Origin of the sequence: Herminiimonas glaciei, assembly GCF_042664955.1 — a bacterium.
In the GTDB taxonomy this organism is placed as follows: domain Bacteria; phylum Pseudomonadota; class Gammaproteobacteria; order Burkholderiales; family Burkholderiaceae_D; genus Oxalicibacterium; species Oxalicibacterium glaciei.
In genome coordinates this window covers 551,348-571,823 of the sequence record NZ_JBHTBU010000002.1, presented here as the reverse complement: position 1 = coordinate 571,823, position 20,476 = coordinate 551,348, and the positions used below count along the sequence as shown (strand labels likewise).

General features: G+C 52.7%; 13 protein-coding genes and 4 tRNA genes. 1 reads left to right on the top strand and 16 read right to left on the bottom strand.

The genetic code is table 11. The annotated features are described in order from the left end of the window. Nucleotides 1-49 precede the first annotated feature (49 nt). From ACFQPC_RS13485 to ACFQPC_RS13415, 15 genes are all read right to left on the bottom strand, one after another. A complete protein-coding gene (locus tag ACFQPC_RS13485) occupies nt 50-2,314 on the bottom strand; it encodes a TonB-dependent hemoglobin/transferrin/lactoferrin family receptor (protein ID WP_382272428.1) in 2,265 nt (754 codons plus the stop codon). 363 nt (nt 2,315-2,677) lie between these two features. Continuing rightward, nucleotides 2,678-6,922, bottom strand: a complete 4,245-nt coding sequence (rpoC, locus tag ACFQPC_RS13480) for a DNA-directed RNA polymerase subunit beta' (RefSeq protein ID WP_382272427.1) — start codon at nt 6,920-6,922, stop codon at nt 2,678-2,680. Between the two features lie 262 nt (nt 6,923-7,184). Further along, nucleotides 7,185-11,291, bottom strand: coding sequence for a DNA-directed RNA polymerase subunit beta (rpoB, locus tag ACFQPC_RS13475; protein WP_382272426.1), 4,107 nt, complete (start codon nt 11,289-11,291; stop codon nt 7,185-7,187). 265 nt (nt 11,292-11,556) lie between these two features. Continuing rightward, nucleotides 11,557-11,931 (bottom strand): 50S ribosomal protein L7/L12, encoded by a 375-nt coding sequence (gene rplL, locus ACFQPC_RS13470; protein ID WP_012081258.1) that lies wholly within the window; start codon nt 11,929-11,931, stop codon nt 11,557-11,559. 95 nt (nt 11,932-12,026) lie between these two features. Continuing rightward, a complete protein-coding gene (rplJ, locus tag ACFQPC_RS13465) occupies nt 12,027-12,575 on the bottom strand; it encodes a 50S ribosomal protein L10 (RefSeq protein WP_012081259.1) in 549 nt (182 codons plus the stop codon). Between the two features lie 312 nt (nt 12,576-12,887). Then, nucleotides 12,888-13,583: a 50S ribosomal protein L1 gene (gene rplA / locus ACFQPC_RS13460; protein WP_124575663.1), complete on the bottom strand. Its 696-nt coding sequence runs from the start codon at nt 13,581-13,583 to the stop codon at nt 12,888-12,890. Continuing rightward, nucleotides 13,583-14,014 (bottom strand): 50S ribosomal protein L11, encoded by a 432-nt coding sequence (gene rplK, locus ACFQPC_RS13455; RefSeq protein ID WP_012081261.1) that lies wholly within the window; start codon nt 14,012-14,014, stop codon nt 13,583-13,585. The genes rplA and rplK overlap by 1 nt, the downstream gene beginning before the upstream one ends. Before the next feature lie 138 nt (nt 14,015-14,152). After that, nucleotides 14,153-14,752 (bottom strand): transcription termination/antitermination protein NusG, encoded by a 600-nt coding sequence (nusG, locus tag ACFQPC_RS13450; protein WP_012081262.1) that lies wholly within the window; start codon nt 14,750-14,752, stop codon nt 14,153-14,155. After that, entirely contained in the window at nt 14,752-15,135 is a 384-nt protein-coding gene (gene secE, locus ACFQPC_RS13445; protein WP_382272425.1) for a preprotein translocase subunit SecE, read from the bottom strand. The genes nusG and secE overlap by 1 nt, the downstream gene beginning before the upstream one ends. Nucleotides 15,136-15,169: 34 nt before the next feature. Continuing rightward, nucleotides 15,170-15,245 (bottom strand) — tRNA-Trp (locus tag ACFQPC_RS13440). Between the two features lie 73 nt (nt 15,246-15,318). Beyond that, nucleotides 15,319-16,509 (bottom strand): elongation factor Tu, encoded by a 1,191-nt coding sequence (gene tuf / locus ACFQPC_RS13435; protein ID WP_382272424.1) that lies wholly within the window; start codon nt 16,507-16,509, stop codon nt 15,319-15,321. An 82-nt stretch (nt 16,510-16,591) separates the two neighbouring features. Beyond that, nucleotides 16,592-16,666: transfer RNA gene (locus ACFQPC_RS13430), tRNA-Thr, on the bottom strand. Nucleotides 16,667-16,717: 51 nt separating this feature from the next. After that, a tRNA-Gly gene (locus ACFQPC_RS13425) sits at nt 16,718-16,791 on the bottom strand. A gap of 62 nt (nt 16,792-16,853) precedes the next feature. Then, nucleotides 16,854-16,939 (bottom strand) — tRNA-Tyr (locus ACFQPC_RS13420). A 120-nt stretch (nt 16,940-17,059) separates the two neighbouring features. Further along, entirely contained in the window at nt 17,060-18,118 is a 1,059-nt protein-coding gene (locus tag ACFQPC_RS13415) for a gamma-glutamyl-gamma-aminobutyrate hydrolase family protein (RefSeq protein WP_382272423.1), read from the bottom strand. Nucleotides 18,119-18,364: 246 nt separating this feature from the next. On the opposite strand from ACFQPC_RS13415, the gene arsC reads away from it, so the two are divergent. Then, nucleotides 18,365-18,736: an arsenate reductase (glutaredoxin) gene (gene arsC, locus ACFQPC_RS13410; protein WP_382272945.1), complete on the top strand. Its 372-nt coding sequence runs from the start codon at nt 18,365-18,367 to the stop codon at nt 18,734-18,736. Between the two features lie 22 nt (nt 18,737-18,758). On the opposite strand, the gene ACFQPC_RS13405 is transcribed toward arsC, so the two are convergent. After that, a complete protein-coding gene (locus tag ACFQPC_RS13405) occupies nt 18,759-20,429 on the bottom strand; it encodes a response regulator (RefSeq protein ID WP_382272422.1) in 1,671 nt (556 codons plus the stop codon). Nucleotides 20,430-20,476: the final 47 nt, after the last annotated feature.

Sequence of the window (20,476 nt, the reverse complement as noted above, 5' to 3'; positions counted from 1 at the left end):
TAAAAATAAGCGGCGACCCGCTTCTATACGAAACGCCGCAATGGCGCGATTAGTACTCTATTTTCATGCTCACATTGAAACTGCGGCCAGGTGATGTATAGGCATCCAGATTGGTTGCCGTACTCGCCAGACCCAAACCACGTATGTCGTTCCATACCCAGTATTTACGGTCAAACAGATTGCGTATGCCCGCGTTGAAGCTGACGTTTTTGTTCACACGATAGCCACTGAACACATCCAGGATTGCAAACGACGACGGAGTAAACGCGGGCTGCGTACCGACGTTAGGATTCGCAAGGTCGCTACGCTTCTTTGCAGCGGCGTATATCAAATCTCCTTGTACGAACCAGGTTTGATTTGGCTCATAGCGCAAGCCGGTCACCACCGACAACGGCGCAACGGAATCCAGCCCGGTTTTGACACCATTGCGATTAATGCTGTCACCCTGCGTATAAGCAAAGCCACCACGCAGCGCCCAACCTGCATCCCAACGCCAGTCGACGCGCGCTTCCACGCCGTGTATGTTGGCTCGTGACGCATTGATGTATTGATTGATGGCCGGGGTCGCCACCTGGAAGTTGCCGCCAATTTGGACCAGTTCGATAAAGTTTTTATATCGTCCGGCAAATGCAGCCGCGCTATAACGCACACGGCTATCGGCCAGATCCACCTTGCCGCGCAAACCGATCTCATATGAATTGCTGGTTTCCGCTTTGAGGTTCGGATTAGCAATCTGCATATAAGAACCGCCGGGCACACCGACGTTATTGAAGTAAGAGTTCACTTCTTGTGGCGATGGCGCACGGAATCCGCGCGCATATTGCGCGTAAGGCACAAACGCTGGTGTTACTTCATAGAGGAATGCCAGACGCGGCGAAACCGCATTGTCTTTGCTGCGTGCCGCCGGCTGTCCGTTTGCATTCGCTTGTGCGTCATAGCGCGCACTTGCCTTGGGATCGAGCTCATATGAGTCATAGCGCAAACCGGGAATAATACTCAGCTTCCCTATGCGTATATCGTCCTGCACGTAAGCGCCAAAAATCGAATAATTCGTTTTAGGAAAGAGTTCACAGTATTGCGTACCGGTACAGGTAGTCCAACCGGTTCCAGTCGCTTGTTGGCTTAACTGACTTTTGCTGGCGTCAAATCCGTACACCAGTTGATTCTTGATCCCACCGACATTGAAACTGCTTTCGGCCATCACGCCACCGCCAACTGCCTGGTCTTTGTAAGTCACATCACGGAAGCGCGGACGCGTCGGACCGGTGCCGCTTTCAAACGTATATTGGTTTGTATTGGCATCGCGATAGAACACATTGGCACGGATTTTCTGCACCAGCGGGTTGTCAGCATCGTCGCGTTCGTATGCAAAGGTAAAGCGATCGCTTTGCACCTTGCTCGAGGTTTGATACCCGGTGACAAAAGTTCCGCCCGCTGCAGGACCTATGGCTGAAGGACTGCTACCCGAGGTCTTGTTTTCTGTCGTTGCCAATGTCCACTTGAAGACATCATTTGCCGTAGCGCGGAATACCACGCGGCCCAGCGCAGATTGCGTGTCATAGGTCAGCGGATCTGGCGCTGTACGATTAGTACCTGTGATATCACGATCACCTTTGTTATCAGTCTCTTTTCCATGACGCGCATTCAGCAATACCATACCTTGCCAACGTTCACCGCCCACGGCGAAGGTGCCGGTGGCACCGAAGCTGTTGTCGACCGAATCAAAGGATGGACGAACCGAGAAGTAGGTATTTTTATTGAAAATGTTCAGGTAGTCCTGCGGGTCCTTGATGACGAAATTAACTGCGCCCGTCAAGCCATCACTGCCATACATGGATGAAGCAGGGCCGCGCAAAACTTCGATACGTTGATACAGATCGGTGTTCAGATAGCTGCCACGTCCGGCACTTAAAGTGCCGACACTGAAAGCACGCGGAACCGGAACACCATCTTCCAGCATCAACACGCGATTGCCGTCCAATCCGCGGATGGTAATCCCTTCATTTCCGCCACGTCCCGCAGTGGCGCTGGCGCCACTGATACCACTGGTGCGGGAGACCGACCGGCGAACTTCGACACCCGGCTCATAGCGCAAGGCGTCCTTTATATCCTTGGCATTCTGTTCCTCAATCTCTTCTGCCGTGACTACTGATACTGTCGCAGCGGCGCGATTGATATCACCGCCCAGTCCGCGCGTCGAGGTGACAGTAATTTCGTCGAGTTTGGCGATTTGTTGCGCGCCAGCCTGATGCACCGGCCATTGCTGGAGGACCAGCACGGTAGCCAGGGCGAGTTTGTTTTTGCATAGTTTCATAACAACCCTTCCTTGTTTTCGTGGATAGGTTGCTAGCGAAAGTAATGCTGGCTGCCGTAGTTTTTAGTATTTGTGCGCGGCGCTTTTCCTTGCAAAGCGCGCCATGAGATCAGTGATCACGTCTGTCAGCACGTATCAGGATGGAGATCATAGCCGATCCATTAAATGATAATCATTATTATTAAAGATATTTTGTTGGCGACAGGAAAAATGACGCTTTCCTGCAACAAGAGCATTCTTTACCGATGATTCCTATACATCTTTGAGCCGTAAAACTTCATCGATTCAGAAAGCCAGAGGACATAAAAAAACGGCACCAGGATTGCTCCTGATGCCGCTTTGGATACTTGCAACGTGTCGTGCTTAGGACGCGTCGGTGTCGCTATCCGGTACGCTGGCAACGTCAGCAAACTGCGCTTCCGCTTCCGCTGCACGGGCAGCTTTTTCGGATTGCAGCAACGCTGTACGTTCTTCCGCTTCCCACGATTCTTTTTCCTTGCGGGCGCGGTGGAACGCCAGGCCGGTACCGGCAGGAATCAGACGACCAACGATCACGTTTTCTTTCAGACCGCGCAAGCCGTCTTTTTTGCCCATGATCGCAGCTTCGGTCAGGACACGAGTTGTTTCCTGGAACGATGCGGCCGAGATGAAGGAATCGGTCGACAGCGATGCTTTGGTAATACCCAGCAATACGTTCTCGTAGGTTGCAGGGATTTTGCCCAAAGCGACAACGCGGTCGTTTTCGTCCAGCAGTTCGGAACGCTCAACTTGTTCACCAACGATGTAGTTAGCATCGCCAGCATCAACCACTTGAACGCGACGCAACATCTGACGCACGATGACTTCGATGTGCTTGTCGTTGATCTTCACGCCTTGCAAGCGATACACGTCTTGAACTTCGTCGACGATGTAACGCGCCAGCGCTTCGATACCCAACAGGCGCAGGATGTCTTGCGGATCGGCCGGGCCGTCAACAATCATCTCGCCTTTGTTCACAACCTGGCCGTCATGTACCAGCACTTGCTTGTCCTTGGTGATCAGGAACTCGTGCTTGTTGCCGTCCATGTCTGTGATTTCCAGACGTTGCTTACCTTTGGTTTCCTTACCGAATGCCACAGTACCTGTGACTTCAGCCAGCATACCGGCATCTTTCGGCGAACGCGCTTCGAACAACTCGGCAACACGCGGCAGACCACCGGTGATGTCACGTGTTTTTTGCGATTCGGTCGGGATACGAGCCAATACTTCACCGACCGTAACTTGCTGGCCGTCTTTCACGGTAATCAGCGCGCCAACCTGGAAGCCGATCGTCACTGCGTGTTCGGTACCGGCGATCTTCACTTCTTCGCCTTGTTCGTTCAACAGTTTGACCTGTGGACGTACAGTTTTGGTCACCGAGCCGCGACGTTTCGCATCGATAACAACCAGGGTCGACAGACCGGTTACTTCATCGATCTGACGTGCAACGGTCGAACCTTCTTCTACGTTCTCGAATTTCACCGTACCGGTGTATTCGGTAATGATAGGACGGGTCAATGGATCCCATGTTGCCAATGCGGTACCGGCCTTGATAACCATGCCGTCCTTGACGATCAGGGTTGCGCCGTACGGTACTTTATGACGTTCACGTTCACGACCGTGGTCATCGGTAATCAACACTTCACCGGAACGGGAAATGACGATCTGGCCGCCTTTACCGTTGGTGACATAACGCATGGTCGCGGTGAATCGAACGGTACCGTTCGATTTCGCTTCGACCGACGATGCCACCGCTGCACGCGATGCCGCACCACCGATGTGGAAGGTACGCATAGTCAGCTGTGTACCTGGCTCACCAATCGATTGCGCTGCCACCACACCGACTGCTTCACCGGCGTTAACCAGTGTGCCGCGGCCGAGGTCACGACCGTAACATTGTGCGCACAGGCCGAAGCGGGTGTCGCATGTCAACGGTGTACGTACTTTTACTTCATCGATGCCGAGGCGTTCGATTTCTTCAACCATGTCTTCGTCCAGCAGTGTGCCGGCCGCGTACAGGGTTGCCTGTGTTTCAGGATTGACGATGTCATTCGCAGCAACGCGACCCAGGATACGGTCACGCAATGCTTCGATCACTTCACCGCCTTCAACCAGCGCTTTCATCGATGCGCCGTTCGAGGTACCGCAATCGTCTTCGATTACAACCAGATCTTGTGTCACGTCAACCAGACGACGTGTCAGGTAACCCGAGTTCGCTGTTTTCAGAGCGGTATCGGCCAGGCCTTTACGCGCACCGTGAGTCGAGATGAAGTACTGCAAAACGTTCAGACCTTCGCGGAAGTTCGCGGTGATCGGCGTTTCAATAATGGAACCGTCCGGTTTCGCCATCAGGCCACGCATACCGGCCAGCTGACGAATCTGTGCTGCGGAACCGCGCGCACCGGAATCGGCCATCATGTAAATCGCATTGAACGATTCTTGTGTTGTTTTGGTGCCATCACGTTTGGTGACGTCTTCAACTTTGAGTTGATCCATCATGGCCTTGCCGACGTCATCGCCTGCTTTGCCCCAGATATCAACCACTTTGTTGTAACGTTCGCCAGCGGTAACCAGACCGGACGAGTACTGCTGTTCGATCTGTTTAACTTCGCCTTCAGCGGTCGCGATGATGTCAACTTTTTGCTTAGGTACCAGCATGTCATCGACGCAGATCGAGATACCGGCACGGGTTGCCAGGCGGAAGCCCGATTGCAGCAGTTGATCAGCGAACACAACCGTTGCGCGCAGACCGCACTTACGGAAGGACAAGTTGATCAGACGCGAAATTTCTTTCTTTTTCAGCGCGCGGTTCAGAACGGAGAACGGCAAGCCTTTAGGCAGAATTTCGGACAGGATCGCACGACCGACGGTGGTTTCGTAACGGGTAACCGTTTTTTCGAATTCACCGGTTTCCACATTTTTTGGATACTCGGTGATACGAACGGTGATACGCGTCGCCAGTTCAACCATTTTGTTGTCGTAGGCGCGGATGACTTCGGACACGTCCGGGAACATCATGCCTTCGCCCTTGGCGTTGATCGCTTCGCGGCTCGCGTAGTACAGACCCAACACGATATCTTGCGAAGGAACGATCGATGGTTCGCCGTTCGATGGGAACAGGATGTTGTTCGAAGCCAGCATCAATGTGCGTGCTTCCATCTGTGCTTCGATCGACAGTGGAACGTGGACCGCCATTTGATCGCCGTCAAAGTCGGCGTTAAATGCAGCACAGACCAATGGGTGCAATTGAATTGCCTTACCTTCGATCAGGACCGGCTCAAACGCCTGGATGCCCAAACGGTGCAAGGTAGGTGCACGGTTCAACATAACCGGATGTTCACGGATCACGTCTTCCAGGATGTCCCAAACGACTGGCTCTTGAATCTCAACCAGTTTTTTAGCTGCCTTGATAGTGGTGGCCAGGCCCATCAATTCGAGCTTGTTGAAAATGAATGGCTTGAACAGTTCCAGCGCCATCAGTTTCGGCAAACCGCATTGATGCAATTTCAGTTGTGGGCCCACGACGATAACGGAACGACCCGAGTAATCGACGCGTTTGCCCAGCAAGTTCTGACGGAAACGACCGCCCTTGCCTTTGATCATTTCGGCCAGCGATTTCAGTGGACGCTTGTTGGCGCCGGTCATCGCTTTGCCGCGACGGCCGTTGTCCAGCAGCGAGTCAACTGCTTCCTGCAACATACGTTTTTCGTTGCGGGTGATGATTTCCGGCGCGCGGAGTTCCATCAGACGCTTCAAACGGTTGTTACGGTTGATAACGCGGCGATACAGATCATTCAGATCGGAGGTTGCGAAGCGACCACCATCCAGCGGCACCAATGGGCGCAGTTCTGGCGGCAAGACTGGCAACACTTCCATGATCATCCAGTCCGGTTTGATACCCGAACGTTGGAACGCTTCCAGCACTTTCAGGCGCTTAGCGTATTTTTTGATCTTGGCTTCGGATTTGGAATCTTTCAATTCCTGACGCAGCATTTCAGCATCGCGATCGATGTCGATAGCGCGCAGCAATTCACGGATACCTTCGGCGCCCATGAATGCGGTGAAGTCGTCGCCGAATTCTTCGTATTTGGCAGCGTAGTCGTCTTCCGACATGATCTGGCATTTTTTCAGCGGGGTCATGCCTGGATCGGTCACAACGTAGGCTTCAAAATACAGGACGCGTTCGATATCCCGCAGGGTCATGTCGAGCACCATACCCAGGCGGGATGGCAGCGATTTCAGGAACCAGATGTGTGCGGTTGGCGATGCCAGTTCGATGTGGCCCATGCGTTCACGACGCACTTTGGCCAGCGTTACTTCAACGCCGCATTTTTCGCAGATAACGCCGCGGTGTTTCAGGCGTTTGTATTTGCCGCAAAGGCATTCATAATCTTTGATAGGGCCAAAGATTTTTGCGCAGAACAGGCCGTCGCGTTCTGGCTTGAACGTACGATAGTTGATGGTTTCCGGCTTTTTAACTTCGCCGTAGGACCACGAACGGATTTTTTCAGGTGACGCCAGACCAATTTTGATCGCGTCGAATTGTTCATTTTGCTGAACTTGCTTGAATAGATCGAGCAGTGCTTTCATGTATCACTCCAGTTGGCGTGAAAAAACGCTTGATGATGAGACGGTAGAGGCGGCGCTGCTTTATACCCTGTTCGCATGGGCGGGAGAGCTGAGCCTGAAGCATACTTCACGAGCTGAGTTCCGCGCATACCGGGACAGACGACACTACCAAAAACTGCTATTTCGTTCTTACTATTTCGCTACTACTATTTTTTACTGACTACTTTTACTTCAAATTCCAAACAGCGAAGGGAGAAGCGACTCGCTTCTCCCCTGCTTTACATCAGTCGCGTTCCAGGTCGATATCGATACCCAGCGAGCGGATTTCCTTAACGAGAACGTTGAAGGATTCCGGCATGCCGGCGTCGATGACGTGGTCGCCCTTGACGAGATTTTCGTACACTTTGGTACGGCCATTCACGTCATCGGACTTGACGGTCAACATCTCTTGCAAGACGTAGGACGCGCCGTATGCTTCCAGTGCCCAGACTTCCATCTCACCGAAGCGCTGGCCACCGAACTGAGCTTTACCGCCCAGTGGTTGCTGCGTAACCAGCGAGTAAGGACCGGTCGAACGAGCATGCATCTTGTCATCAACCAGGTGATGCAGTTTGAGGTAGTGCATGTAACCGACGGTTACTGTACGTTCAAACGCTTCACCGGTACGACCGTCATACATCGTGACCTGGTTCTTGGAAGCGGTCATACCCAATTGCTTCGCAATGTGATCCGGGTAAGCCAGATCCAGCATGCGGCGGGTTTCGCCTTCGTCAGCACCGTCAAACACCGGTGTTGCGAACGGTACGCCGTTTTTCAGGTTGCCAGCCAGTTCCAGGATTTCTGCATCGCTGAAGCTGTCCAGATCTTCCGTTTTGCCGGATTCGTTATAAATCGCAGCCAGGAATTTACGCAGTTCAGCGATTTGTACTTGTGCATTCAGCATTTCGCCGATACGCAAGCCCAGGCCTTTAGCGGCCCAGCCCAAGTGAACTTCCAGAACCTGACCAACGTTCATACGCGATGGAACACCCAATGGGTTCAGCACGACGTCTGCTGGTGTACCGTCAGCCATGTGCGGCATGTCTTCGATAGGCAAGATGCGTGATACCACACCTTTGTTACCGTGACGACCCGCCATTTTGTCACCAGGCTGCAGGCGACGTTTGACTGCCAGATACACTTTGACCATCTTCTGTACGCCTGGCGGCAATTCGTCGCCTTGCGTCAGTTTCTTGCGTTTTTCTTCAAATGCCAGATCGAACTGATGGCGTTTTTCAGCGATGGATTCTTTAATAGCTTCCAAAGCATTGGCCGATGTGTCGTCTGCAGGGCGAATATCGAACCAGTGGTATTTGTCCAGATCGTCCAAATACTCTTTAGTGATTTTCGCGCCTTTGGCGATTTTCTTAGGACCGCCGTTGACGACCTTGCCGATCAACATTTTTTCCAGACGCTGGAATGCATCGCCTTCAACGATACGCAGCTGATCGTTCAAATCCAAACGATAGCGTTGCAGTTCGTCGTCGATAATCTGTTGTGCACGTTTGTCGCGTGGAATGCCTTCACGTGTAAACACTTGCACGTCGATGACGGTGCCGACCATGCCGGACGGTACGCGCAACGATGTATCTTTTACGTCGGATGCTTTTTCGCCGAAAATCGCGCGCAGCAGTTTTTCTTCCGGTGTCAGTTGGGTTTCGCCTTTAGGCGTTACTTTACCGACCAGGGTGTCGCCAGCGGTCACTTCTGCACCGATGTAGACGATACCGGATTCATCCAGACGTGCCAGTTGGTTCTCAGCCAGGTTGGAGATATCACGTGTGATTTCTTCCGCACCCAACTTGGTGTCACGTGCAACAACCGACAACTCTTCGATATGAATCGAGGTGTAACGGTCATCAGCCACAACTTTTTCGGAGATCAGAATCGAATCTTCGAAGTTGTAACCGTTCCATGGCATAAACGCGACCAGCATGTTTTGACCCAGGGCCAATTCGCCCAGATCTGTCGATGCGCCGTCAGCGATGACGTCATGTTTTGCAACGCGATCGCCGACTTGCACGATAGGACGTTGGTTAATATTGGTGTTCTGGTTCGAACGGGTGTACTTGATCAGGTTGTAGATATCTACACCGACTTCACCCGCTTGTGCTTCGTCATCATTGACGCGAATCACGACACGGCCTGCATCGATGTAATCAACGATACCGCCACGCAATGCCTGTACTGTCGTACCCGAATCAACTGCCACGGTGCGTTCGATACCGGTACCGACAAATGCTTTCTCTGGACGCAAGCAAGGAACTGCCTGACGTTGCATGTTGGCACCCATCAATGCGCGGTTCGCATCATCGTGTTCGAGGAACGGAATCAGCGAAGCAGCAACCGACACAACCTGGCCTGGCGCAACGTCCATGTACTGGACACGTTCTGGCGATACCAGAATTGTTTCGCCGGCTTCACGTGCGGAAACCAATTCATCTGACAGCGCGCCCGATTTGTCGATGGTCGCATTCGCCTGGGCGATGATGTAACGACCTTCTTCAATCGCGGACAAGTAATCGATCTGGTCGGTGATTTTGCTGCCTTCGACTTTACGATATGGGGTTTCCAGGAAACCGTATTCGTTCAGGCGGGCATACAGAGCCAGCGAGTTGATCAGACCAATGTTCGGGCCTTCAGGTGTTTCAATCGGACATACACGCCCGTAGTGGGTCGGATGCACGTCACGTACTTCAAAGCCGGCACGTTCACGGGTCAAGCCGCCAGGTCCGAGAGCGGAAACGCGACGTTTGTGCGTGATTTCCGACAATGGATTGGTTTGATCCATAAACTGCGACAACTGCGACGAACCGAAGAATTCACGGATCGCAGCCGAAATCGGCTTGGAGTTGATCAGATCATGCGGCATCAGGTTATCAGCTTCGGCTTGGCCGAGGCGTTCCTTGACAGCACGCTCAACACGCACCAGGCCGGCACGGAATTGGTTCTCAGCCAATTCGCCGACGCAACGTACGCGACGATTACCCAAGTGATCGATATCATCGACTTCGCCGCGACCATTGCGCAGCTCAACCAGGATCTTGATCACGGCCAGTACGTCGTCGTTCGACAAGGTCATGTCGCCGGTCAGCTCATCGCGACCGATACGACGGTTGAATTTCATACGACCGACAGCCGACAGGTCGTAGCGATCTGCGTTGTAGAACAAGCCGTTGAACAAGGCTTCAACCGAATCTTCGGTTGGCGGTTCGCCTGGACGCATCATGCGATAGATAGCGACTTTCGCTGCCATCTGATCGGTGGTGTCATCCATACGCAGTGTTTGCGAGATGTAGCCGCCTTGATCCAGATCGTTGGTGTACAAGGTCTGGATATTGGTGACTTTACCTTCGCGCAGACGTGCCAGCAGGTCTTCGGTCAATTCATCGTTGGCGTTGGCAATGACTTCGCCGGTTTCTTTATCAACGATGTTTTTCGCCAGGATACGGCCGAGCAGGTAGTCTTCCGGTACCGAGATATTCTTGATGCCGGCAGCTTCCACGTCACGCACGTGCTTGCTGTTGATACGCTTGTCTTTTGCCACCAGCACTTTGCCGGCTTTGTCGGTGATGTCAAAACGAGCAACTTCACCGCGCAGGCGTTCTGCGACGAAAGCCATTTCGGCGCCATCGGAATGCAATGCAAAATCGTCGAAAACAAAGAAGTTTTCGAGGATTTGTTCCGGCGTCATGCCGATTGCCTTCAACAGGATCGTGACAGGCATCTTGCGGCGACGATCGACGCGGAAGAACAGGATGTCTTTCGGATCGAATTCGTAGTCCAGCCATGAACCGCGGTAAGGAATGATACGTGCGGAGAACAGCAATTTACCGGACGAGTGCGTCTTGCCGCGATCATGTTCAAAGAACACGCCTGGCGAACGATGCAACTGCGACACGATAACGCGCTCTGTACCGTTAATCACGAAGGAACCGGTCGAAGTCATCAAAGGCAATTCGCCCATGTAGACTTCCTGTTCTTTCATTTCTTTAACGACAGGCTTGGTTGGCGATTCCTTATCCAGGATCACCAGACGAACTTTGGCACGCAGAGGTGACGCGTAGGTCAATCCACGTTGTTGGCATTCTTTAATGTTGAACGGCGGATCGCCGAGCACATATGACAAGAATTCGAGACGCGCAAAACCATTGTGCGAAACGATAGGGAAAATAGACGTGAAGGCGGATTGCAAGCCTTCATTTTTGCGTTGGGACGGTATCTTGTCTTCTTGCAAAAAGCCGTGGTAAGACTCGAGCTGGGTCGCCAGCAGGAACGGAACGTTGTGAACGTTAGCGCGTTTCGCGAATGATTTGCGAATGCGCTTTTTCTCAGTAAATGAGTAGTGCATGGACACTCCGTGAGTGACAGGGAAGGATAGAGAATTCAGGATTCAGGCTGCATTGCCGAATTGCAAACATTGCACAATTCGAAACATTGAAACCTCAAGTCTCTGCCCTTTAACAACCAAATGCTGACAAGATTACATGAAGTCCATCAAGTCTGCCCTTGGCCACATAGAATCAAGAACGACAAAGGAGCCAAAGCCGAACCGCCCTTTCGGGAGGTTTCGAACTTTGACTCGGGCGCTGTAAAGTCGCGCGGGCAAATCGAGATTACTTGATCTCGGCTTTTGCGCCAGCTTCTTCCAGTTTTTTCTTCGCTGCTTCTGCGTCTGCTTTCGAAACGCCTTCTTTCAGTGGTTTTGGTGCTGCATCAACCAGGTCTTTCGCTTCTTTCAAGCCCAAGCCGGTGATTTCGCGAACTGCTTTAATCACGCCAACTTTGTTCGCGCCGAAATCGGCCAGAACAACGGTGAACTCGGTTTGTTCTTCAGCAGCGGCACCACCAGCTGCGCCGCCAGCTGCTGGAGCAGCCATTGCAGCAGCGGATACGCCGAATTTTTCTTCGAATGCTTTTACCAAGTCATTCAGTTCCAGAACTGTCAGGTTGCCTACGGCTTCCAGGATGTCGTCTTTGCTAATTGCCATTTGAAACTCCTAAATTTTTTCAATAAATACATCTGATTGGTACTGACGCGAATGCGTCGAAACAAGAGCGAGGGCGCCGCTTAATGCGGCATCCCTTATTCCGCTGCTGCTTCGGTCGATTCGGCGGCTGGTGCTGCTGCAGCGACAGGCTCAGCGCCTTCAGCTTTTTTAGCAGCAAGAGCAGCCAGACCACGCGTAAAGCTCGCAACCGGAACCAGCATCATGCCCAAAACTTGGGCCAGCAGGACTTCACGGCTAGGGATGTTTGCCAACGCTGTAACAGCTGCTTTATCAAGCGGCTTACCTGCGTAGTTACCCGCTTTGACGACCAGTTTGTCGTTGGTTTTAGAAAAGTCACTGATGACTTTTGCTGCTGCAACGGCATCATCCGAGATCGAATAGATCAACGGACCGGTCATTTCGGAAGCGAGGCTGGCAAATGCGGTACCTTCAACAGCGCGACGTGCGAGCGTATTTTTCAATACGCGCAAGTACACACCTTGGTCCCGCGCTTTGGCGCGCAGTTGTGTCAAGTGACCAACCTGGATGCCACGGTATTCGGCCACGACGATGGTCTGTGCCGATGCAACTTTGGCAGAGATTTCGGCGACTACGGCCTTTTTGTCATTCAGATTGAGACTCAAGATCAACCTCCAAAAATGATGTTCAGCGGATACACAATCATCATTGATTGCTTGCCTCACATCGGTTCGAACACGGCGTCCGAAGTTAGGAGTTCATACTGGCAAGCCAGCGAAGAGACTACAAAACTTGTTCGGGTTCACCATCTGCGTTGGGTATGGCATCGTTGCCGAATCCACATTTAACTTTGCACACTGACTACATGCACGCCGCCCAACGGTCTTTGATTGCCTGGACCCTCTTCAATACTACGAATCAGGTCCAGCCCAAAGATGCGCCCGCTGCCGAATCGGCAACGGGACTTAATTCAATACTTAAGCAGCCAGGGTCGATTGATCGACGCGTACACCAGCGCCCATCGTCGACGACAGCGAAACTTTACGCAGGTAAACACCCTTGCTGGTCGCTGGCTTGGCTTTATTCAACGCATCGATCAAAGCCAACAAGTTGGATTTGAGCGCTTCGTCGGAGAACGATTTACGACCGATGGTGGCGTGGATAATGCCAGCCTTGTCAGTACGGTATTGAACTTGACCAGCTTTTGCATTTTTAACTGCAGTTGCTACGTCAGGAGTAACAGTACCGACTTTCGGGTTAGGCATCATGCCGCGTGGGCCCAGGATTTGACCCAGGGTACCAACGATACGCATGGTGTCTGGCGATGCAATAACGATGTCGAAAGGCATGTTGCCGGCTTTGATTTGCTCAGCCAGGTCATCCATACCAACGATATCTGCACCAGCAGCTTTCGCTTGCTCTGCTTTTTCGCCGGTTGCAAATACTGCAACGCGAACCGATTTACCGGTACCAGCTGGCAAAACAACCGAACCACGAACTACCTGGTCGGACTTCTTGGCATCAACACCCAATTGAACCGAAATATCGATCGATTCATCGAATTTTGCCGATGCGCATTCTTTGATCAAAGCAACTGCATTGTCGAACGGGTACGCTTTGGTACGGTCAACTTTTGCTTTAAATGCTTTTACGCGTTTCGATAACTTAGCCATTACAGACCCTCCACCGTGATGCCCATGGAACGTGCCGAACCAGCGATGGTGCGTACAGCAGCATCCAAGTCAGCAGCGGTCAGATCTGGGGCTTTCAATTTAGCGATTTCTTCAGCTTGCGCACGTGTCAACTTACCGACTTTGTCGGTATGTGGCTTCGGCGAACCTTTGGTTACGCCCGAATGTTTCTTGATCAGGTACGTTGCCGGCGGGGTTTTCATCACGAAAGTGAATGATTTGTCCGCGAACGCTGTAATTACAACCGGAATTGGCATACCTGGCTCAACACCTTGGGTCTGTGCGTTGAACGCTTTGCAGAATTCCATGATGTTCAGGCCACGTTGACCCAGTGCAGGTCCGATTGGTGGGGATGGGTTTGCTTTACCAGCTGGAACTTGCAGCTTGATAAAACCAATGATTTTCTTTGCCATGATGGCTCCTACATTGATTGAGTGGTAGCGCCTGTTCACTTGCCATACGGCTTATTACTGGGGCTCCTCTTTTTACTGCTTCCGGATTTTTGGAACTTGACGTTCCAGACGCTCCGGCCTGCGTTAACACTTATTGAATCAGACTTTTTCGACTTGACCGAATTCCAGCTCTACCGGGGTAGCGCGGCCAAAAATCGTGACTGAAACACGAACCTTGGATTTCTCGTAATTGACTTCTTCGACATTGCCGTTGAAATCGGTGAACGGACCATCCTTGATACGTACCAGCTCGCCCACTTCGTACAACACTTTTGGACGCGGCTTTTCGACGCCATCCTGCATTTGCTGCATGATTTTGTCGACTTCGTGCGGCGGAATCGGGGTAGGCTTGTTGGACTTGCCACCGATGAAACCGGTCACTTTGTTCGTATTCTTAACCAAATGCCATGTTTCGTCGGTCATTTCCATTTCGACGAGAACATAACCAGGGAAGAAGCGGCGTTCGCTAACCGATTTGTGACCATTCTTGACTTCGATCACTTCTTCGGTAGGCACCAGAATCTGCCCAAATTTATCTTCCATGCCGGCACGTGCTGCGCGCTCTATCAACGCACGTTGCACGCTCTTTTCCATACCGGAATAGGCGTGCACGACGTACCAACGTTTTTTACTTGTGGAAGCTGCTGCAGCGGCGCCTTGGGCACCGCCTTGCGCGTCATCCTGAATATTGTCGCTCATTATCTTTTCCAGCCCAAAATCAGGTCGTACAGCACAACTTCGAGTAACTTATCCGTACCCCACAGGAAAAGCGCCATGACCAAGACGAAACCGAAAACGATTGCGGTCATCTGCAATGCTTCTTTACGTGTTGGCCAAACTACTTTCTTGGTTTCGCGAACTGCTTCTTTTGAAAAATTGAGGAAATCGCGACCTGACGCGGAAGTCCACGCAATCGCAATCGCCGCTACCAAACCACCAACCAATGCAGCGGCGCGGACAGCCGTCGCTTTATCCGACAAAAAATAGAATCCGACTACGCCCGCGATTGCGGCAAGAATCGCCAAAACGATCTTAATCTTATCGCCTGACGCGCCAACAGTTTCTACGGGTTGATTAGCCATACACTTTACTTTCGATGCCCTGCACCTGAATCGGTGGCAGGGGCGGAGGGCCTCGAACCCCCAACCTTCGGTTTTGGAGACCGACACTCTGCCAATTGAGCTACGCCCCTACGGTTTTTACACTACCACTACCTGAACCACTTGCGGCGATCTCAACATCGAGATCGCCGCAGTATTCATTTATTACTCAATAATTTTAGCTACAACACCAGCGCCAACGGTACGGCCACCTTCGCGAATCGCGAAACGCAGACCTTCTTCCATCGCGATCGGGTTGATCAGCATTACTGTGATCGACACGTTATCGCCTGGCATTACCATTTCTTTGTCTTTCGGCAACTCGATCGAGCCAGTTACGTCCGTTGTACGGAAGTAGAACTGTGGACGGTAGTTGTTGAAGAATGGTGTGTGACGACCGCCTTCATCCTTCGACAGAACGTAGATTTCGCCTGTGAAGTGTTTGTGTGGCTTGATCGAACCTGGCTTTGCCAGAACTTGACCACGTTCCACGTCTTCACGCTTGGTACCGCGCAGCAATACACCAACGTTGTCACCAGCTTGACCTTGATCCAGCAATTTGCGGAACATTTCAACACCGGTACAGGTGGTTTTTTGGGTATCACGGATACCAACGATTTCGATTTCTTCGCCGACTTTGATGATGCCGCGTTCGATACGACCGGTAACAACGGTACCGCGCCCCGAGATCGAGAACACGTCTTCTACTGGCAACAGGAAGGCGCCATCAACTGCGCGTTCTGGTGTTGGGATGTAGGTGTCGAGTGCGTTAGCCAGGGCCAGGATTGCTTGCTCGCCCAATGGACCGGTGTCGCCTTCCAGCGCCAATTTTGCCGAACCTTTAACGATAGGCAAGTCGTCGCCTGGGAATTCGTATTTCGAAAGCAGCTCACGCACTTCCATTTCAACCAGTTCCAGCAATTCTGCATCATCAACCATGTCCGCTTTGTTCAGGAACACGATGATGTATGGAACACCAACTTGACGCGACAACAGGATGTGTTCGCGGGTTTGTGGCATTGGGCCGTCTGCTGCGGAGCAAACCAGGATCGCGCCGTCCATCTGCGCAGCACCGGTGATCATGTTTTTAACATAGTCGGCGTGGCCTGGGCAGTCTACGTGTGCGTAGTGGCGGGTTTCGGTTTCGTATTCAACGTGCGAGGTGTTGATCGTGATACCGCGCGCTTTTTCTTCCGGCGCGTTATCGATTTGATCGTAGCCTTTTGCTTCGCCGCCGAATTTCTTCGACAGAACAGTCGCGATCGCAGCTGTCAGTGTGGTTTTACCATGATCGACGTGACCAATTGTGCCCACATTCACGTGCGGCTTGGTCCGCTCGAATTTGCCTTTTGCCATCTTAGACTCCTAACAATTTTGATGAGAATGTTCAGGCACACGCCCGACCGACTTTACCGAAAAAATGAACTACTGAATTCTATGGTGCCCTTTACGTGGATTGAACACGTGGCCTCTCCCTTACCAAGGGAGTGCTCTACCACTGAGCTAAAAGGGCAAACTAGCCGTCCGATACCAACAACTGCGGCACGTCCAACCTTTAAAAAACTGGAGCGGGTGAAGGGAATCGAACCCTCGTCATAAGCTTGGAAGGCTTCAGCTCTACCATTGAGCTACACCCGCGAGGGTCACCACTGCACATCTCTTTTTTGCTGCTTATTCTTACTGATTTACTGCGAAAACCTTGGTGGAGGGGGCTGGATTCGAACCAGCGTACTCGTAAGAGGGCAGATTTACAGTCTGCTGCCATTAACCACTCGGCCACCCCTCCGCGGGGAACCCCAAACTATATGGGAGTCGGTCACCCTTGTCAACAATTTGCTACGCTTCTACACCTATTTTTTTAAAATATTTTTATAGATGCTTAGCCAAGGGTGGGGTCAAAGGGGGATCAGAAACGCGTTTCCCTTGCTGCACGTAGGAAATTATCAAGGATGGGCGTGCAGTCCAGCAGTTCGGAGCCACCGGCACGATGGAATTCCGGGTGCCATTGCAAACCCATGACAAAACGCGCCTTGGTATAACGTACCGCTTCGACAATATTGTCGGTTTGCGATATCGCTTCTATGGTCAGGTCGCGCCCCAGATCGCGCACCGCCTGATGGTGAATGGAATTGACCAGTGGCGAAGTGTGGCCCGGGAACAGCGAAGCCAGCGATGAACCAGGCGGGAAGGCGATTTCATGGCGATGACTATCGTACAAGTCATTGACATGCAGCATTGCCGACGGCACATCGGTCGCAATGTCCTGGTACAAGGTGCCGCCAAAGGCAACATTGATCAACTGGCAACCGCGGCATATGCCCAGCACCGGTTTGCCGGCCTCAATAAATTCATGCAACAACTCGAGCTCATACATATCGCGTGAGCTATCGCCACTCCACTCCGGACGGGTCGCGGTTTGCGAGTAGGTCTGCGGTGCGACGTCGGCACCGCCTTGCAGTACCAGGCCATCCAGATGTTTCGCGTAATCGCGCAAACGTATCTTGCTCGGATGCAGCAAGCCATTGGTATTCACGGTCGGGATCATCAGGACCAGCACATCGCGCGACATCACCCACTGTGCAATCGATTCTTCCAGATATTGCAGCGTTTTCGCCTGCAAACCCTTGGCACCGCTTTCGGGATGGAATATACGCGCTGAAACACCTATCTTTAAGGTGCGCTGCGTCAGGCGTCGGCCAACTTGCTCGGACAGGCTTTGCAGGCGCGCCTGAAAGATGCGCCAGGTTTGCTTCCATGGCGTATCGTCCGGCATCTGGTAGGCTGGCACACTGTGCTTGCCGAAATCCGGCTTGGTTTTGAAAGAAGCCGGCGACGGCACCGCCCCTACTTGCGGCTCTGCGCTGGGCACTGCAGCTGGCGGCGGTGTGGCTTCACTGGGCGAGGTTGCTTCAGGAGGTACGGACTTTGGTACGGGCGGCAAATTGCTATCGGAATTGTCAGACATGGCATCACTTTTAAATCGAGTATGGGTAAGACAACAGTTATCGTCGAACTATCCACAAGTAACCCGAATTGTTTAAAAATACATAAAATTACTGAATGTCGCGCAAACCAACATCATTTCACCGGATCTTGCCTTGATTATAGGCGCGCCCTTTCAACTTCGGCAACCTTGCGGCCGGCGACGCCAATGATGCAAGCCGAAAACGGCATAATGTCGCATCCTTCCCCACACAATTCGAATCACATCATGCTGACCATTTATCACAATCCCCGCTGCTCAAAATCCCGCGAAACCCTGGCCCTGACCGAAGCATTCGCTGCGCAACAAGGACTGGAATTGAATGTCGTCGATTATCAAAAAACGCCATTGAGCCGCCAGCAACTCGTTGAATTGCATCAGCTGCTGCAATCCGAAGGCCCTGTCAGCGTAGCGGCGATGGTGCGCGACAATGAAGATGAATTCAGCGCCCTGCAGTTAAGCAATGCGAATGACGCGCAACTGCTGGACGCCCTCGCCAGCCATCCGAAGCTCTTGCAAAGACCTATCGTGCGCTTCAATCAGCGCGCCGCCATTGGCCGTCCGCCGGAGTTGGTGAAAGCCATCCTGGTCGCACCTTAAACCGCGGCGACCAGCATCGGCTTTATTGCTTTTCAGTTTGCGGCGCCGTATTGAGGGCCTTGATCGGAACGCCGTAGACGCGTTCCATCGCATATTTTTTAAGGATGTCACGATACATGCTGGCCAGTAGCGACAGGCGCGGATTGCGCGGATCGAGGCGACGCGCATTCGCGATATAGCTGCGCGCCTGCTCCCCCAGTTGCACATCCCAACCCAGGCTATCGAGACACTTCAATACCGCGACCGCTGCATTGAAAACGACTTGCGGATTTTCCGGTAATCGCTCCGCCGCTTCCGACATCAGTGCCACTGCACCGTGGTAATCACCCAGGCGCGCCTTCTCGGCACCAGCTGACACCAGGTCCACCACCTGGCTTTTGCTTTCACGTGTCACACGCTTGGCGAGATCCTCGCGCCCTGCTTCACGGAACAAGCGCATCGCGCGCGTCATGGCGACATTGGTAGACGCATTGCCGACGACCGAAGTCATCACTTCAACCGCGCCCTGCTCCAAACCGCTGTCCAGGCAATTCTGCGCCAGGGCCAGCTTGGTATCGCTGGACAAGCCTATCGCTTCCTTGCACGCCAGCACCGCCGCTTCCAGTTCCTCAACGGCTTGTTCGTCTTCGCCGTTATGTTTATGCAGCATGGCGGTTGCCAAAGCGCGGCAGGCCGGCGTTTTCTTGACGTTCGCCAGTGATTTTGCGAGATCGCGAATAATGGGTGGCACCAATTGCAATTCACCCTTCGCAATCGAAGTGCGAACCAAGTGCACATGGTCTTCCGGCTCACGAAACTCGGAGAATTTCGCCTTGTTGATCACTTGCTGATATACCTTGTGCGCGGTATCGATATCGCCGGTTTCCAGCGCCACATTACCCAGCTTGCGCAAGCGCTGCAAGGCATGGGGCGAACGTATGACCGCATGTTCCAGCGTAGCTTGCGCCTGTGGCAGCATGCCCCGGGCTTCCTGCGTTTTCGCCAGCCAGTCATAGGCTTCAAGGAATTGTCTTTTCTCGGAAACCAGCGAACTCAACATTTCTTCCGCTTCTTCCAGGCGGTCCTGCATGAACAGGCTGGTTGCGAGGCCAAGGCGGGCCCAGGCTATCGAACGCTTGGCAAAGATCTCGGCGTATATCGCCTCTGCCTCGGGCAACTCGCCCAAAGTCATATGCAGCTCGGCCCGCAAGCGCATGAATTCGGCCTGGTAACGTGGCTGCGCGCGTTCTGCCAATACGCAGCCATTGATCGCATCACTCAGATTGCCCTGCTCTATCAATTGGTAGATGGGGCTAAGTGCGTTGCGCTTGTCGATTGCGCGCGCAATCCGGTCCATCAGGGTTTCTGCGGTGAAAGGCTTAAGCACGTAATCGTTCAGCGCCAACTCCGCAGCGCTGACGACTTTTTCATGATTGCGCTCGGCAGTCACCATGATGAAGACGGTCGACGGCGGCATGATCTTGTGATGACGCAGGTCTTCCAGCAATTGCTGGCCATCCTGCCCTTCGCCCAAATCATATTCACAGATCACCAGATCGAACTGCTTGTGCTTCAAGGGGCGAATTGCGCTACCGGAACCGGCGGCGTACTCGATTTTGCCTATGCCGCCTATGCTCAGCATATTGTGGATGCTGGCACGCATGCCGGCATGCGGCTCGATGATCAATGCGGTAAGTCCGGCAAGTTCTTGCATGGTATTTCAACGCCAAATGAGATGGTGCACCTGGCCTTAGGCACGAG

What these genes read in the sequence shown, in the direction of transcription:
- ACFQPC_RS13485 (WP_382272428.1), bottom strand. Translation starts at nt 2,314, where the DNA reads ATGAAACTATGCAAAAACAAACTCGCCCTGGCTACCGTGCTGGTCCTC.
- rpoC (WP_382272427.1), bottom strand. Translation starts at nt 6,922, where the DNA reads ATGAAAGCACTGCTCGATCTATTCAAGCAAGTTCAGCAAAATGAACAA.
- rpoB (WP_382272426.1), bottom strand. Translation starts at nt 11,291, where the DNA reads ATGCACTACTCATTTACTGAGAAAAAGCGCATTCGCAAATCATTCGCG.
- rplL (WP_012081258.1), bottom strand. Translation starts at nt 11,931, where the DNA reads ATGGCAATTAGCAAAGACGACATCCTGGAAGCCGTAGGCAACCTGACA.
- rplA (WP_124575663.1), bottom strand. Translation starts at nt 13,583, where the DNA reads ATGGCTAAGTTATCGAAACGCGTAAAAGCATTTAAAGCAAAAGTTGAC.
- rplK (WP_012081261.1), bottom strand. Translation starts at nt 14,014, where the DNA reads ATGGCAAAGAAAATCATTGGTTTTATCAAGCTGCAAGTTCCAGCTGGT.
- nusG (WP_012081262.1), bottom strand. Translation starts at nt 14,752, where the DNA reads ATGAGCGACAATATTCAGGATGACGCGCAAGGCGGTGCCCAAGGCGCC.
- secE (WP_382272425.1), bottom strand. Translation starts at nt 15,135, where the DNA reads ATGGCTAATCAACCCGTAGAAACTGTTGGCGCGTCAGGCGATAAGATT.
- tuf (WP_382272424.1), bottom strand. Translation starts at nt 16,509, where the DNA reads ATGGCAAAAGGCAAATTCGAGCGGACCAAGCCGCACGTGAATGTGGGC.
- ACFQPC_RS13415 (WP_382272423.1), bottom strand. Translation starts at nt 18,118, where the DNA reads ATGTCTGACAATTCCGATAGCAATTTGCCGCCCGTACCAAAGTCCGTA.
- arsC (WP_382272945.1), top strand. Translation starts at nt 18,365, where the DNA reads ATGCTGACCATTTATCACAATCCCCGCTGCTCAAAATCCCGCGAAACC.
- ACFQPC_RS13405 (WP_382272422.1), bottom strand. Translation starts at nt 20,429, where the DNA reads ATGCAAGAACTTGCCGGACTTACCGCATTGATCATCGAGCCGCATGCC.